Source organism: Embleya sp. NPDC050154 (assembly GCF_044460165.1).
GTDB lineage: Bacteria > Actinomycetota > Actinomycetes > Streptomycetales > Streptomycetaceae > Embleya.
The window spans coordinates 104,187-120,200 of sequence record NZ_JBITJP010000027.1; the positions used below are offsets into that span (position 1 = coordinate 104,187).

At 74.1% G+C, this 16,014-nt stretch carries 8 protein-coding genes; all 8 read left to right on the forward strand.

Annotated elements, in window-relative coordinates:
* Nucleotides 1-82: 82 nt before the first annotated feature.
* Nucleotides 83-1,309: a hypothetical protein gene (locus ACIBSV_RS40430; protein ID WP_395872234.1), complete on the forward strand. Its 1,227-nt coding sequence runs from the start codon at nucleotides 83-85 to the stop codon at nucleotides 1,307-1,309.
* Entirely contained in the window at nucleotides 1,306-3,327 is a 2,022-nt protein-coding gene (locus tag ACIBSV_RS40435) for a caspase family protein (protein ID WP_395872235.1), read from the forward strand. The genes ACIBSV_RS40430 and ACIBSV_RS40435 overlap by 4 nt, the downstream gene beginning before the upstream one ends.
* Nucleotides 3,320-4,414 (forward strand): AAA family ATPase, encoded by a 1,095-nt coding sequence (locus ACIBSV_RS40440; RefSeq protein WP_395872237.1) that lies wholly within the window; start codon nucleotides 3,320-3,322, stop codon nucleotides 4,412-4,414. Before ACIBSV_RS40435 ends, ACIBSV_RS40440 begins: the two co-directional genes overlap by 8 nt.
* 3 nt (nucleotides 4,415-4,417) lie before the next feature.
* Nucleotides 4,418-7,120 (forward strand): SAV_2336 N-terminal domain-related protein, encoded by a 2,703-nt coding sequence (locus tag ACIBSV_RS40445; RefSeq protein ID WP_395872239.1) that lies wholly within the window; start codon nucleotides 4,418-4,420, stop codon nucleotides 7,118-7,120.
* A 276-nt stretch (nucleotides 7,121-7,396) separates the two neighbouring features.
* On the forward strand, nucleotides 7,397-9,334 hold the full coding sequence (locus ACIBSV_RS40450) for a hypothetical protein (protein WP_395872241.1): 1,938 nt from the start codon (nucleotides 7,397-7,399) through the stop codon (nucleotides 9,332-9,334).
* Nucleotides 9,331-10,332, forward strand: coding sequence for a hypothetical protein (locus ACIBSV_RS40455; protein WP_395872243.1), 1,002 nt, complete (start codon nucleotides 9,331-9,333; stop codon nucleotides 10,330-10,332). The genes ACIBSV_RS40450 and ACIBSV_RS40455 overlap by 4 nt, the downstream gene beginning before the upstream one ends.
* A 3-nt stretch (nucleotides 10,333-10,335) precedes the next feature.
* On the forward strand, nucleotides 10,336-12,198 hold the full coding sequence (locus ACIBSV_RS40460) for a VWA domain-containing protein (RefSeq protein WP_395872244.1): 1,863 nt from the start codon (nucleotides 10,336-10,338) through the stop codon (nucleotides 12,196-12,198).
* Nucleotides 12,199-12,258: 60 nt separating this feature from the next.
* The gene (locus tag ACIBSV_RS40465; protein ID WP_395872246.1) at nucleotides 12,259-16,011 is read left to right on the forward strand and encodes a VWA domain-containing protein; all 3,753 of its coding nucleotides are present in this window, start codon (nucleotides 12,259-12,261) and stop codon (nucleotides 16,009-16,011) included.
* Nucleotides 16,012-16,014: the final 3 nt, after the last annotated feature.

Consider the following 16,014-nt stretch of genomic DNA (forward strand, 5'->3'; position numbering starts at 1 on the left):
CCCGGAAATGACCCCATCGGGTCGGTTGGATCACTAGCGTACGGCGGGCAAGGGCGGATCGACTTCGTATCCGGGGGAGCCCATGACCACGATCCTGTTCGTGCACGGAACCGGTGTGCGCGAGATCGCCGACTCGTCGACGGTACGCGAGGTCACCGCGAACGTCGCCGAGCGACTGCCGGGTGTGCGGGTGGAAGCCGTGGACTGGGGGGCCGCGTTCGGGGTCGAGGTGTCGCCGACACTACGCGCGCTGATCGGCATCGCCGATCCGGGCGAACGCGCCGAGGCCGCCGAGGTCGACCCGGAGGAGGCCGAACTGCGGTTGTGGGCGGTGCTCGAACAGCACCCCCGGCATGAATTGCGCGAGGTGGCCGCGGGCCGGGAGGGCGTGGGCGCCGGCCGGCGGAGCGAGGCGGCGGAGGACCTGGACTGGGCGGTGCGGCACGACGTGGTGGGCATCGACGTCGCGGCCGTGCTGCCGAAGGCGCCGACCGACTGGGCGCCGGTGTTCGCCGAGGCGGCACGCGCCGTCGCCGACTCGGCCGAGTTCGCGGGCGCGGTCGACACATTGGCCGCGAGCGCCGACTACGACGTGATCGGGCGGGCCGTGGTGGCGTCCTTCGCACACGCGCTCGCCGCCCGTCCCGCCGGTGCGACGCCGTGGGCACAGGAATGGCGCGACGCCCTGGTGGCGGCCGTTCGGGACGCGTGCGGCGGCGCCGCGGCCGGTGGCGGGCGGCTCACCGGAGTGCTCAAGGGCAGCCTGATGTACGCGAGTTGGCCGTTGCAGAACGCGCTGCGCGGCGGCACGCTCGGCGGCAGCGTGCCGCAGATCGGCGACATCCTGTACTACCAGGCGCACGGCGCGATCCTGCGCGCCTACCTGGCCGAGCGGATCTCCCGGATCCCGGGGCCGGTGCTGCTGCTGGCCCATTCCCTGGGCGGCATCGCCTGCTACGAGACGTTGGCCGAGGCCCGCTCGCAGAGCGAGCCGGATCGGCCGCGCCACGCGCTGCCGCAGGTGCGCGCGTTGATCACGGTCGGCTCCCAGGTCGGCTATCTCGCCGCGGTCGGCGCGCTCGCCACGCATCCCGCACACGGGGTGCGGCCCACGCACCTGTCCATCCCGTGGAGCAACGTGTGGAACGCCCGCGACTGGCTGTCCTTCCGCGCCGAACCGGTCTTCCCGGGCGCCGTGCGCGACGTCGAGGTCCGGGTGCGTCGGCCCTTCCCGCAGGCGCACGGCGTCTACTGGACCTGCGGCGCGCTGTACGACGAGATCGCGCGCGTGGTGGAGGCCACTCGGTGACGGCGCATGCCCTGTTGGTCTGCGTCGAGCACTACCCCGAACACGAGGGAAGCCCGGAGCATCTGCCGGGCGCGCTGGCGCAGACCCTGGAACTGGTGGAGTGGTTGTCCCGGTGCTGCGGGGCACGGCGCGGCGACATCACCGTGCTCGCGTCGGTGAGCGCGACCTCGCGGGCGACCGCCGACCGGTTGCGCGGGTCGGTGAGCGAGCGCTCGATCCTGCTCGGACCGGGCGCCGAGCCCGGAGAGTTGCGGCCCGAGCAGATCGAGTCGGCGATCGCGGCGGCCGCGGACGCCTGGCGGGACGGGGACCGCTTCCTGCTGTATTGGTCCGGTCACGGCTACCTGACCGAGCGCGGACGGCGACTGGAACTGCCCGCGTGGCACCCGGTGGACGGCCCGCCCCGGCAGCGGGTGATCTCGGTCGAGGACATGCTGACCCACTTCGGCTCGATCCCGCGTCGCGTCGACCAGTTCGTCGTCTTCGAGACCTGCGCGAACCGGCGCCACGACCCCCGGGGCATCGTGCTGAACCTGACCGCGGAGGGAACGATCGCCAAGTCGGCCAAGGCCCGGGTGTCCGCGGCCTTCGCCGCGGACGACGGTCAGTTCGCGCGCCGCCCGGGCGATCGGGCGGTCTTCACCCGGGCCCTGCTCGAACACCTGGCGGTCTGGGGGTCGAACGCGCTGACCGAGCACGGCTTCAAGGAGGTGTTCGACGCGATCGACGCCGAACTGGCCCGTGCCGCCCCGGGAGGCCGGCCGCTGTGGCAGTCGCCGCGCTACCGCGGCCCCGGCGAGACCCGGTGGCGGACCGGCGAACGCGATCCGGAGGACCCGTTCGGCATCGACGGACGCCGACTGATCGCGTTGTTGGCCGATCTGGAGATCGCCCCCGGCGAGCAGGCCGTGCTGCGGACCTACCTGTGCGAGCAGCACGTCCCCGAGTGGGTGGTCGCCGGCGACGACCTCGTCGCCTGGGGACGGGCACTGATGTCCCTGCCGGCCGCCCCCGGTCGGCATCCCGTCCGGCACCTGCTGGAGTGGCTGCACGCGTGTTGCCGACAGGTGCAGGTCGCGGAGTGGGCCGACCGGCTGCGCGAGGCCGGGCACATCGCGGACTTCGAACCGTCCCGGGTTCGGGTGCGCCAGCCGTTGACCCTGGTGTTGTTCGTCCGCGAGGACGACCATTCGCCCGAGGACCGCGCGCTGGTCCGCTACGACACCGAACCGCAGTTCTACGTCGGCTCCGAGCGGTTCGCGCCGCCCCCGGAACCGATCCCGGGAGCGAGCCTCCCGGCCGATCGCCTCGGCGGTTCCCTGGCCGCGTTCTATCTGGCCGTGCGGGCGCACTGGACGTCCCTGGACCGGGCCGGGATCCAGGTGGTGGTACCGACCGAACTGCTCAACGAACCCTTCGAGTCGACCGTGGTCGGCTCGGCCGAGGACCACATCGTGCTCGGCGAGCACCACGAGGTGGTGCTCCGGCCGCTCGTGCGACACGGCATCGCCAGACCGATGCACTACGACACCTGGGCCGGCTCGGCACACCTGCGGACCAACCCGGCGCTGTGGCACCTGGACCGGCATCGGTGCGGCCGGGGCGGTGGCGCATGCGACAAGGAGGTGGTCGGCTTCCTCCAGGACTACGGCTGGCGGCACCGGCCGGGGGAACCCGGCACGGTCGAGCGGGCCGTCGGCCGCGGCGACTGGGCGATGGTGTGGACGGACCGGACCACGTGCACCGACGCGTGCGCCGCAGTGAACGGCTCGAACGGCTCGAACCAGGCGTGTTCGGGCTCTCTCGTGGGTGAGGACCTGTATCGCATGCTCGATCGCGAGGATCGAAAGCTGGCTCAACTGCCTTCCACGGTGGCGCGGTTGCGGGGCACCCTGGGTCGCAAGGCCGCGTCCTCCGAGCGGGTCGTGCTGCTCTTCGACGATCCGGGCTGGTGCCCGTGGCAGGGGGCCGGATTGCTGAGAAGCACTCCGAGGGCACAAGGGACGCACCGTGGTTGAGTCGAGGGCGACACCGAGCCGGGATCGGCCCGACGGACACGTCGACGTTCCCTCGCCGTGGTGGATCTATCACGGCGACACCACGGTCGGGTCGGGCGAGGGCCGCGGTCCGGTCGCCGTTCCGCCGCCACCACCGTGGCGCAGCTTCGGCACCGACGAGGTCGACGCGGCGACCTTCGCCAAGCTTCCCCACGATCGATCCGACGAGCCCTACGCGGGCGAGTTCTACGGTGACAAGCGGGTGTACGACCTCGTCAACGCCGCGATCTACCTGCGCCGCCCGCTCCTGGTCACCGGCAAGCCGGGCACCGGCAAGACCACGCTGGCCACGAGCATCGCGGCCCGACTGCGGCTGGGACCGGTGCTGCGTTGGGGGATCACCAGCCGGTCCACGCTGCGCGAGGGGCTCTACGAGTACGAGGTGCTGGGCCGGCTGCACGACATGAACCTGCGGCTGAAGGGCGCCCAGGGGATCAGCCAACACGACATCGACGACATCGGCGCCTACATCAGGCTGGGCCCGCTGGGCGACGCGCTGCTGCGCCGACCGCATCCGCGGGTGCTGCTGATCGACGAGATCGACAAGAGCGACGTCGACCTGCCCAACGACCTGCTGCACGTGTTCGAGACCGGCACCTTCGAGATCCCCGAACTGCGCCGGGCCCGCGTGGAGTCGGCACAGGTGACCCCGTACGACGGCGATTTCGGGGATCGGGTCGAGGTTCGGGACGGCACCGTGCGCTGTGCGGCGTTCCCGATCGTCATCCTCACCAGCAACGGCGAACGGGCCTTCCCGCCGGCCTTCCGGCGACGCTGCGTGCCGCTGGAGCTGGGACCGCCGAGCAAGGAAGTGCTCAAGCGGATCGTGCGAAGCCGGCTCGCGGAGTACGTGGAACTCGACGAACCGTTGCTGGACGCGTACCTGGCCGCGGCGGAGCGGGTGGACGGGCCGCTGTTGTCGCCCGACCAGCTGCTGAACGCGCTCCAGTTGCGGGCCCGGATCCGGCAGTTGCCGGGTGGCGCGGATCGGCCGCCCGAGAACGACGTGCTGGCCGAGATCCTCTTCCACGACCTCAACGGCGGGTGAGCGATGGCGGAAGCGGACCCCATCGGGGTCACCGTCGACGCGGTCCTGGACTGGGCCTGGCTGAACGCGGCGATCACCGCGGCGGGCGACCGACGCACGCAGGCCCTGACCCCGACCGCCTCGGTCGAGGCGGGAGCGCACCCCGGCCCGGGGCACGCGGACGTATCGCAGCCGCCGTCGGGGCGAAGACGGGAAGAGGCACGGGACGAGTCGGGGCTGTGCGACTGGGGCGGACCGGACCCGGGGACCGCGCAGGCGTACACGGTGGTGCCCGAAGAGGTGGAGTCGGTCGAGCAGACCGGGTCCGGCGGCGCACGGACGACCGGCCTGCCGGTGCCCGCGTGGCTCGGCAGACCCCCGCCGCCGGCCGCGTCCGTGTTGCCCGATCGCCTGGAACTGGCCCGACTGCTGCGCCGGTTGCGGCACTTCGGCCCGGCGCCGGACTCGGTCGTGCTGGACGAGGACGCCACGGCGAAGCACGCGGCGTTCACCGACCTGATCGTGCCGGTCCTGAACCCGGCCCGAGAGCGCTGGTTCGAACTCGCGCTCGTCGTGGACGGTTCGGCCTCGATCGGCCCGTGGCGCCGATTGCTGGCCGAGTTCACCCGGCTGGTCGGCGGGCACGGAACCTTTCGTTCGGTGCGCACCTGGACGCTGGACACCGAGTCGGCGGGCGCCGCCGTGTTGCGCACCCCGTTCGGCACGGTGAGCCCGAACGCCGCGCCCGTGGGTCCCGCCGGCCGGCGGATCGTGATGGTGATCAGCGATGGCGTCGGCCCGGCCTGGTCGGACCCGCGTACCTCGGCGATGCTGGCGTCCTGGGCCGGGCAATGCCCGGTGGTCTTCCTGAACCTGCTGCCCAGGCGGTGGTGGGACCGCTCGCGAATCCCGGTCACGCCGGTGGTCTTCCGCGGTCACGGCGTGGGCCCGGGACGTCGGTCGAGCTTTCGACTCCGGCACACCACGCGCTGGCTGCGTCCGTCCGAACGGATCGCCATCCCGGTGATCGGCCTGCATCCCGACGGCCTGCGACCGGGCGACGCGGCGGACGCGGCGGCCGGTCGCTGGAGCGAGTTCTCCCGCTGGACCCGGATGATCACCGACGACCGCGGGCGCGAGTTCGCCAATCCGGCGTGGGTGCTCGATCCCCGGCCGTCGGTCCGAGGCGCCGAGCCGGTCGTCGTGCCCGCCGAGGACGAACGCACCCCCCGGGCACGGCTCGCCGAGTTCCGCGCCGGCGCCTCCCCGGCCGCCGTCGAACTGCTCGGCAAACTCGCCGCCGCGCCGATCAGCCTGGCCACCATGCGGGTCGTGCAGTCCACGGTGCTCGAGGCGGAGGATCCCGCGTTCGCGGCCGAGGTGTTCCTCAGTGGCCTGTTGGTCGAGTCGGCCGAGCGCGACGAGCACGAGCGCGGCGAGCACGCCGAGTACGACCTGGACGAGAGCGTGCGGGAGACGCTGCTGACCGCGATGAGTCGGCGCTCCGCCCTGGAGGTGTACTTCCGGGTCGCGGAGTTCGTGCATGATCGGCTCGGGCACGCGGAGTTCGACTTCCAGGACCTGCTCACCGCGCGCGAGCCCGCCACCGTCGGGCTGATCGGGCCGCGCAGCCGGTCGCTGGCGCGAGTCGGCGCGACGCTGCTGTATCGACTCGGCCCCGACTACCAGCACCGCGCGAGCCGGTTGGAGGCCCGGGCCGGCGGCCCGCTGTTGCGCCGACGCGACCTCGTGCACCGGTGGACCCTGCGGATGGGCGACTGGATCCGCGCCCGGCCGATCGTGCTGGACGACCTGATCCTGGTGCAGGACACGGCGGGCAACCTGGTCGGGCTGGATCCGCTGACCGGCCTGGCCCGATGGCCCACCGTGGCGGGCGGCTCCACGCGGTGCGCGCCGGTGCTCACCCCCGGGACGGTGTGGACGGGCACCGAGTCCGGCATGGTGTGTCGATACGACCTGGCCCGCGGACAGGCGATGTCGCCGCCGGTCGAGGTCGGGATCGGGGCCGTGGTCGCGCTGGCGCCGATCGGCGCGCGGGACGTACTCGCGACAACCCTGGACGGCGGTGTCGCGCTGGTCGGCGGCGCGGACGGGCGGGTGCGGGCGCGGCCCGCGGACGGCCCGGGCGCGCCGGTCGGCGTCTGCGCCCGGGAGGGGTGGGGCGCGGTGCTCGACCGCACCGGGCGAGCGCGCGCGTGGCACCTCGATCGGGACCCGGAAACGCCCTCCTGGGAGGTCGAGTTGTCCGGTGCCGCGCACGGCGCGCCGATGGCGGACGACGCGCTGGTGTACGTGCCCCTCGCCACCCGGGGCATCACCGCGCTGCGCTGGGACACCGGGGATATCGCATGGTCGACCGAGCTGGCCGGCGGGGTGGTGACCGCGCCCGAGCCGGCGGCCGGACGGGTGCTGGCCGCGACGTCGGACGGGTTCGTGTACGCGCTCGACGGCGCGAGTGGGGAGGTGGTCTGGCGCAGTGTGGACGTGCCCCAGCCGGAGTTGCGGGTGACGGCGGTCGGCGCGCTCGTGCATGTCGCGGGTGCCGGTGGCGGCATTCGCACCTACGACGCGGACACCGGCCGGCGGCTGGCCGAAATTCGTTCCGATTCGGGCGTGTTCGTGGCCGGCGGCTCGTACGGGCAACTGGTCCTCGCGGGCCTCGACGGCACGGTGACCGTGCTGGAAGGGCCGCTGGTGGTCGACTGACCGCCGGTGGGATCACCCGCGAGTGAGGGTCCGATCACAACCCGACGGAAACACCTCGACTCGGCCACGCGCGGGACTACGATCGGCCACTGCGGGTAAGTCCTCGTCACTGCGAGCAGGCCTGCCCGGCGGGAGCCACCGTCGCCCACGAGCGCGTGCCACCGGCCGGCGACTCCCGGGTCGGGCCTGCCGAATGGGACGAACGGGGGGATTCGTGCCAGGAGTTCAGCCACGGACGAGCAACTCGGGGCGGGCGGTCCGACGGGCCCGGGTGCGGTGAACGAGCAGGGCGGAGCGCGCGAGGTGGTGTGCCCCGTGTGCTGGGGCGTGATGCCCCACGCCGGGCCGTGCGCGCGTTGTGACTGGCCGCCGCCGGCGCCGGGACCCACCGCGTATCAGGACGCGGCGCGGGCGTTCGACCACGCGGCCGCGATCCGGGTGGCGCACGCGCGCGGGTACGACGGCGTTCCCGACGACCTCGCCAAGCTGGTCCGGCACGGCCCGGTGCGCTCCGATACCGCGTTCCCGGCCGCCGAACCGCTCGCGCCGTCCGGACGGGCAGCGGCGCTGACCCTGCTCACCGCGCTGACCGCCGGCGAGCTGGATCTGCTGTTGTTCCTGGAGATCGGCACACGCCACCTGTCCACCCAGTGGGTGACGATCGACGAATACGGCTTCGTCCGGGTACCGGCACGGAACTGGGCCCGGCTGGAATGGCGCGGCGCGGTGCCGTGGCTGCCCGAGGACGCCGCCGCCCGCGACCTGACCCTGGCCGGCGGAGTGGGCCGCAGCCCCGCGGTGGGCACCGCGCAGAGGCCCGAGCCGCTGGGTCCGCGAGCGCGGCGCGAACTGCGCGAGACCTGGGCCGGTTCGCTGGCCGAGTTGCGCGCGTCGGCCACCGGTCGCGCACGGCAGGCATGGGCGTTCGTACTGGTCGAGCGCCGACCGGACTGGACCTGGTGCGCGCTCGCGGCGGAGCTCGTGCACGAGATCCTGCCGCCGGCCGCGGTGCTGCGGGGTGGTCCGTTCGCCGCCGAGGAGGTCGAACTGCCCCGACTGGTGGAGCGGTTGGCCCTGGACGTGCCGGTCCGGCACGCCATGCACCTGGTCGGTGTGGATCCCGGCCCGGGGGTGCCGGGCCGAGAACGTCGGGAGGTGCTGCTCGAACGCGGCGCGATCCCCGGCGCGGCGGGCGCGCCGCTGGCCGAGGTCACCCTGGGGCTGCGCGGTGGCGCTGTGGACGGGCACGAGGTGGCGGTGGTCGTCGCGGACTCGGCGAATCCGCGGCAGTGGTCCGAACTGGAACGCGTCAAGGTGGTCGCCCCGCCGGGCGAGGTCCGGTTCACCGTGGGCATGCCCACCTCCGGGCGATTGCGGTTCACTCCCGTCTCCGGCGCCGCCTGGACGGTGGCCGAGGGGCCCGCCGAGATCCGCCCGGTGGCCCCGGTGTCGCGTGGCCCGGCGCCACCGCGGCCGCACTGGCATCGCGAGCGCACGCTCTGCGACCTGCTGGTCGCGGTCGAACTCGGCGGCGAGCCGAGTTCGACCCGGGCCCGACTCGACCTGGTCCGCGCGCTGCTGACGGCGGCGGGCCGCGCGGGAGACGACATGCCGTGGGGACGCGCGTGTGTCATCGGCTACGACGACCACCCGCAACCCTGGCGCTCCGGGCACGATCCGCTCCGGTGGGTCGACTTCACCGACCCGGACGCGGCTCGGGCCGCGATCGCACACTGGACCGGCTCGGCGATCGTGGACCCCCACGCCGCGCCCCTGGAGCACGTGTTCACGCTCCTGCGGGGGAACGCGCTGGACTGGTCGCCGCACCGGCCCACCCTCGTGGTGACCGTCGGTCGACGCGGCCCGCACCCCTACATCGCGGGCGCCGACCCCGCCCGCTCGAACAATCGGCACCGCTGGGACGAGGACCTGACGGCGATTCAGGCAGCCCGGCCGGTACGGCACGTGCTGGTGACCGACGACGCCGGGCACGCGCGCTCGCCGGCGTCCCCGGCCGCCGCGCGCACCCTGAAGGCGTGGCGCCTGCTGGGCGCGAGCGGATGCTTCACGCTGGGCGGCTGCGCCCCCGCGGACCTGCTGCGGTTCGGCCACGACGCGGCCACCGACGCGGGCGGCCCGCCGCTGCTGCTCGACCTGATCGCCCGGCCCGGCGGCATCGGGACCGAGGTCGGTACGAAGGAGGAGCGCCGATGACCGAACCGATCGTGCGCGCGGCCGATCCGTTGTGCGAGGACGCGGAGCGCGGTCCCGCCGACGGCGTCGTGCGGGAGAAGCGGATCGCGCTGTGGGGTGCGCGGCGCTCGGGCCGCAGCACGTTCCTCGCGATGGTCGAGGACGCCGCCGCGGAGACCCGCCGCCGCGTCGAGGAGGGCGCCGACGCGGGACACCACGTCCCCGGCTGGAACGTCTTCGGCGCGGACGGGGCCACCCTGGCCTTCGTGGAGAAGTCCCGGGCCGCGCTTCGGGCCGGCACGCTCCTGCCCGAGTCGATCACCTCCAGTGATCCGGGCGTCTCCAGCCACCCGGAACGTTGTCGATTCCTGTTCCGTCGCCGCCCGCGCACCCCGCTGCTGCGCCGGTTCGCCGACCGCACCCGATTCGTGGCCACCGTGCACGACCTGCCGAATCTGGCCGAGACCCGAGCCCACGCGGTGCAGCCCACACTGAACGAGTGCACGGGCCTGATCCTCCTGTTCGACCCGATCGGCGAGGCCGGCCACGGTCTGGCCGACCTGAAGCAGCTGCTCCGCGAGGCCTCCGCCGTGCAGCAGCCGCGGATGCGGTCCGTGGATCTGCTGCCCCTCGAACTCGCCGTATGCGTCACGAAGATCGACGACATGCGGTTGTTCAGGGCGGCCAGATGGGGAGCGTGGACGGAACTCGACCGCCACGGTCGGATCCGGATTCGCGACCCCAAGGCGTTCTTCCACTGGCTGTGCGACCCGGCGGGGCCGTTCGGCGCGTCGGCCGCGAACAAGCTGCCGCCGCTGCTGGACCGGCACTTCGACCGCATCCGCTACTACGCGACCAGCTCCGTGGGCTTCTTCAGCCCCGACGGCGTACCGATCGACCCGGAGAGCTGCCGCAACGTCACCTCGGACCGCACGCGCCTGGAAGGCCGGCCACGACCGCAGGGGATCGTCGAGCCGATCCTGGGGATGCGAGCCACGCGCATGGCCAAGGAGGGATGACCGATGTCCCGACCCCGACGGAGCCCCGACCACCGGGCGACCCGGCTCGTACCGCCCGGCGGGTTCGGTGCGTCGACGGCATTTCTCCCGCTCCTCCTGCTGGTCCTCCTGATCTGCGCGCCCACCGCGACCGGCGCCCGGCGAGCCGACGATCCCCGGCCCGCCGACCCGGAGGCGGCCACCTCGCGACTGCTCGACGAGTTGGCCGTGGACGCCCAGCCGGCCGACTTCTACATCGTCCTCGACGTGTCGACCTCGATGCTCGACGACGGCAACTACGACGCGGCGAAGGCCGCGCTGAAGGACTTCCTGCCGGCGGTTCCCGCCGGCGACCGGATCTCGCTGATCAGGTTCGGCGCGAGGACCACGACCCACCTGCCGTTGACCAAGGCGCCGCAGGGCGACCGGGCGATCGCGGCCTTCCTGGACTCGCTGCCCACACCGAACGACACCGAGAGCGACTTCGGCGCCGCGATGGTGTCGGTGTCCGAGATCATCGCCAGGGACGACCGGGCCGCGTTCGGGTACCGGCCGCCCACCGTGATCGTGGTGCTCACCGACGCCGAGTTGTACGCGCCGGACAATCCGGAGTTCGCGAACGCCAAGGCACCCGGCTGGGCGACGCTGAAGCAGGAGTACGCGAAGGCGGTCGAGCGGCGCGGCCCGATCGACGCCTACGCGCTGCCGCTCGGCGACAACGCGCGCGGTGTCAACCTGATCGCCGAGGTGCTGCCGCAGGCACAGACCCTCAGCGGTACCGTCAGCCAACAGGCCGCGCGGCTGCGCGCCCTGGAACACGAGGCACGCAAGCGCAAGGGCGCCGAGCTGGTGCGGGCGGACGGCGCCGCGACGGTCCGGGCCACGTTCGGCCCCGGACCCGCCTCCCGGCCCGGCGTACGGCCGTCCGACGCGGACTGCGCCGACTCCACGGCCCCGATCGGGCCGGTCGACCTGTCCACGCGCACCGTGCTGTGCCTGACCCTGACGTCGAGTTCGCGCCACATCTCGACGACCGTCACCGATCTGCGCACCGGCGACCCCGAGTTGGACCGAGGACTGCCGCGCACCCCGATCGTGGTGGAACCGGGGGTGCCGCGCCGGCTCCCGGTGGAGCTACGGGCCCGGGACCGGAGCCGATCGGACCTGTTCGGCACATCGCGCGACTACTCGGCCGCCACGACGCTGAGCGGGACGGTCACGGCCACCCGGGCCACCGAGTTCGCCGCCCTGCTGCGGGTCGACGGCCCGTACACGGCCCCCCGTCTGCTCGGTGGCGAGCTCGACTACACCGGCCGGGTGCGCGGATCGGTCACCTGGTGGGTGTGGGAGGCGCTCGCGCTGACGCTGGTGCTCACGGCGGCGACGACGACCGCGATCTGGCGGCTGTTCCCCAGGGACGTCTACATCGAACTGAGCCTGGAGGACCGGCGGCACACGTTTCCCGACAGTGCCCCGTTCCGGGTTCGGGGGTTGCGGCACCGGTGGGTGCACGAACACCCGTCGTCGGCCGGCGCCACCACGACATTCCTCGCCAGAGGGCGTCGGCCCCGAGCCGGTCGGGGTGTGACCGTGACCGCACGGCACGAACACGGCGGCGCCGTCGACACGGCCCGGCGACGGTTGCGCATCGGTGAGAGCACGATGCTGTACGGCATCCGCGTTCGGACGCTGCCCCGACCGGCCCCGGCGGCACCGGGCACGCCGGCGGCTCCGGTGCCGCCCCGACCGTCCATCGTTCCCGCGTCGCCCGGGCCCGATCCGCAGATCGAGGGGTCCGGGGGGATGATATCGACCGATCCCGGGGAACAACCGAAACCGGTGGACGCACCGGTCACCCAGCCGCCGAACCCCCGGCCGCCCCGCTGAACCCCCGGCGGGACGACCGGCCCCGACCGCGACCGGCATCCCGCGCACAGAAAGGTTCACGTGGACGCGACCGACCGACACGACCGCCCCCGCGAGACCGCGGGCACGTTGCGGGCGCATTGGGCCTGGTACCACGACGGTGCGGTGCCGGCGTGCAGCGCGGGGCCGGAGCGGCGGGCGCACTTCGAGCGGCTGGTGCGGCCCACGCTGGACGAGTACGCGCCGCCCGGGTGGGTCGGACTGACCAGCACCGGGCGCGAGGACCCCTTCGTCGCGATGACCCTGCGCGATCCGGACGGCGTCCGCTATTTCACCGCGCCGTACGCCGAGATCGCCGCCGCCGGCGCCGGCTACACCGCGCTGTGGCTGGCCTTTCGCGGCATCGACCTGCCCACCGACCGGGAGCGACCCCTGCGGGTGCGGTTGCCCGGCCCGCCCGCCGAGGTCGCCGTACGGGCAGGCGACTTCGAATGGCTCGCCGGGGTCGCGGCGGCGGTCCTGGCCGGCCCGGTGGTGATCACCGGCGCGGACCGCCTGGACACCCGGGCCCGGCTGGAACTCCTGGACCGGGTGGCCGCGCTGCTGCCCTACGGCTGCCGCGCCGGACTGCGGTTCGCGACCTCGATGGGCTCCACCGGGCGGCTGCGGCCCCGGCTCGCCTTCGGCCGAGTGCCCGCGCCCGGCACGGTGCGGGTCGCCCTGGACGGTGTGCCGGCGGTGCCCGACCAACCCGCGGCCCGGGCCTACCTGGGCGAACTGACCACGCTGCGCCGCCGGATCGGGCTCGACCCGCTGGTCGTCGCGCTCGCGACGCTGCGCGACCCCGGGACACCCGCCGCCGGGGAGCACGTGCTGGGGTTGCTCGCCGAGGCGGGCGCACGGGCCGGAGCCGGATCTCCGGCGGGGACGGGGGTCGGGACGGGGGCGGGATCCGGCGCCGACGCGCGGCGCGCGGCCGCCGCGTTCGTGGGCGCCGCCGCGGCCGGCCCCGCGGCGCGGGCGCCGGCGACCGAGAGCCGCCCGCCGTCGGCGCTCGACCGGTTGTTGAGCGGGGAGACCACGCTGTCCGGTCCGATCGCCGAGCGCTGGCGGGCGGAGGACGGCGACGAGGTGACCCGGGACATGGCCGCCGCGCTGCGCGCCCGACCGGCGGGCCTGGCGGTCGGCTGGAACACCGCGGTGGCGGCCGGGCGCGGCGATCGGCTCGTACACGTCCTGCTCGGCCCGGTCCCGCCGCTGCTGGCCGACGCCACCCCGCCCGCCGGCACCGCCGCGCGGGCGCCGCGCGGCGCGGATCCCACCGCCAACGGCGCGGGCCGGGCGGACGGCGACGCGATATCGCCCGAGGCGCTGGTCGCCGACCTGTGCCGGTTGCTCGGCCCGGCGCCGACCACCGACGTGCCCGCGCTCTACGACGCGCTGTGGAACCACCCGGTGGTGCTGCGCCGGCTCCTGGACACCTCGGGAGCCGACCTGCGCGCGTGGCTGGAGGTGATCCGGCCGTGGGACGACCGCGCGCCGGAATGGCTGGCGCCGTACGCGCTGTTGGCGGGCGAGCGGCTGCGACCCGCCGAGATCCCGCCCGCCGAGGCGGTGTTCACGCTGCGCGTGGCCGGGCACACCGACCAGGCCACGATCGCCGCCGTCCTGCACGACCTGTGGCCGACCCTGGTCCCGCTCACCGACCGCCGCGCGGATCCCGCCGCGCAGGGCCTGGCCGTTCTCCTGGGCGGCCCGCTCGGGCCGCAGGCGCCGGTCGCCGCCCGGGTGCGGGCCGACGTGCTGCGACTGGCGCTGGGCGGCGCGCCGATGGACGGGCCGTATGTGGCGGCGGACCTGCTGGCGCTGCGGCACGAGCCGGTCGCCGAGGGACGCTTCGCCGGGTGGATCGCCGCGCTGTTGCGGGCGGTGCCGGTGACCGCCGAACTGCTCGGCGAACTGGTTCGCGCCGGTGATCCGGCGGTCACCGCCGCGGTCGCCGACGCGGTGCTCGCCGACGCCCGACTCGCCGAGTTGCCCGGTCTGGACAACGCGTGGTGGGCGGCGGTGGCCCGGGCCCGCCCGGAGTTGGCCGCGCGCGCCGCGAGCGGCTGGTTTCGCGACGCGTTGCGCGGAGTGAACGCCGACGCGGCGGCCCGGGTGTGGGCGGGTGAGATCGTGGACGGCCCGGCCCGCTCCCGCCGCGACCTGTACGTGCGCGAGGTCGGCCGCTGGTGGCATGGCGCGCCCGATCGTGAGCGCGACCTGCTGCTGCCGTATCTGGAGCGGGAACTGACCGCCCGTGGACCGACCCCGGCGCAGGCCCGCGAGGAACTGCGGGCGATCCGGGTGTTGATCGCGGGGCACATCTGGGGGCCGGAGGCCGCTCTGCTGATCGTCGAACGTGAACAGGACGAATTCGATGCGTTCCGTCGCCATCTCAAACAGTTGCGGACCGCGCTCAAACACGGTGACGGGCTGCGCGTGCTGGCCCTCCCGGTGATCCTCGCGCTGCTCGCGTTGTCGACCGCGGTGCCTTCGGGCGAGGCCGCGGCGGCCCGGCGACCGGCGACGGTCGTCACCGCCGAGCCGGCCGATCCGTACGGCGCCGAGCGGCTGATCGCGAGCCTGGGCGCGGATCGGGAGAGCGTGAACTACGTGATCCTGGTGGACACCTCGGCGTCGATGCACCGCACCGGGCGCTACGCCTCGGTCCGCTCGGCGGTGGCCACGTTCCTGAGCCGGCTCACCCCGCGTGACCGGGTCTCGTTGATCAGCTTCGACACGACCGCGACCGAGTACGGCAACGGCCTGGAACCGGTCACCGACCCGGCCGCGATGGCCGAGCGGCTGCCCGCCGTACGTGCCGCGGACCCGCCCGAGAACGGCCCGGCGGACAGCCCGCCGCCGATCCGGGCGGAGATGCCCAGCGAGGTGAACGCGGCGCTCGACCGGGCGCTCACCGTGCTGCGCACCTCCGCGCCGAACTCGGTGAACGGGGTCCTGCTGCTCACCGACGCGGCCCGCGACACGGTCGGCCCGGACCTGCGCAAGGACTTCGACCGGCTCGGCGAGGAGGGCCGCGGCATCGCGGGCTTTGCGATCCCGCTGGCGAGCGACAGCAGCGCGGGGCCGGTGCTGCAGCGGGTGTTGCCGGACACGAAGGTGCTCCGGGACGACCCGGCCGACCCGGGCACCGGCCTGACCCAGGCCCGGACCGGCCTGCAGTTGCGCGCCGCCGCCCGGATCGTGGAGGCGGACAAGGACAAGGGTGTCCGGGCGACCTGGCTGATGCCGCCCGCCGAGCAGCCGGACGCGCTGGACTGCCGGACCTTCCAGCCGGTGCCGCCGAACACCCGACTCGACCTGTCCTCGGGCCGCGAACTGTGCCTGCGCCTGGTGGCGACCACGAGCCGGGTACCGCTCCAGGTCACCCGGCTGCGGGTGGACGGTGTCGGCATGGTCGGCCTCAAGGACGGCGCGCCGCTGCTCGCGCCCGGCCAACCGGTCTACTTCTCGGTCAATCTGGCCGCGCGCACACATCGCACCGACGGCATGTGGGCGGACGCCGGCCACTACGAGGCCAGGGCGCGGGTGGTCGGCGAGGTGCGCACCCCGCTGGCCGAGTCGTTCAAGGAGCACCTGCCGAACACCCGAATCACGCTCGGGCCGGAGGTGTCCGGCGACGATCTGCTCTATCGGGGCGACGAGCGGGTGGACCTGAGCTGGTGGCCGTGGCTGCTGGTGGGCCTGGGCACGCTCGCGTTCGTCGGCGTCGTGTGGTTCGGATGGTCGTGGATCCGCCCGCGTGTTCGACGTCGTTGGGTACGGTGACGG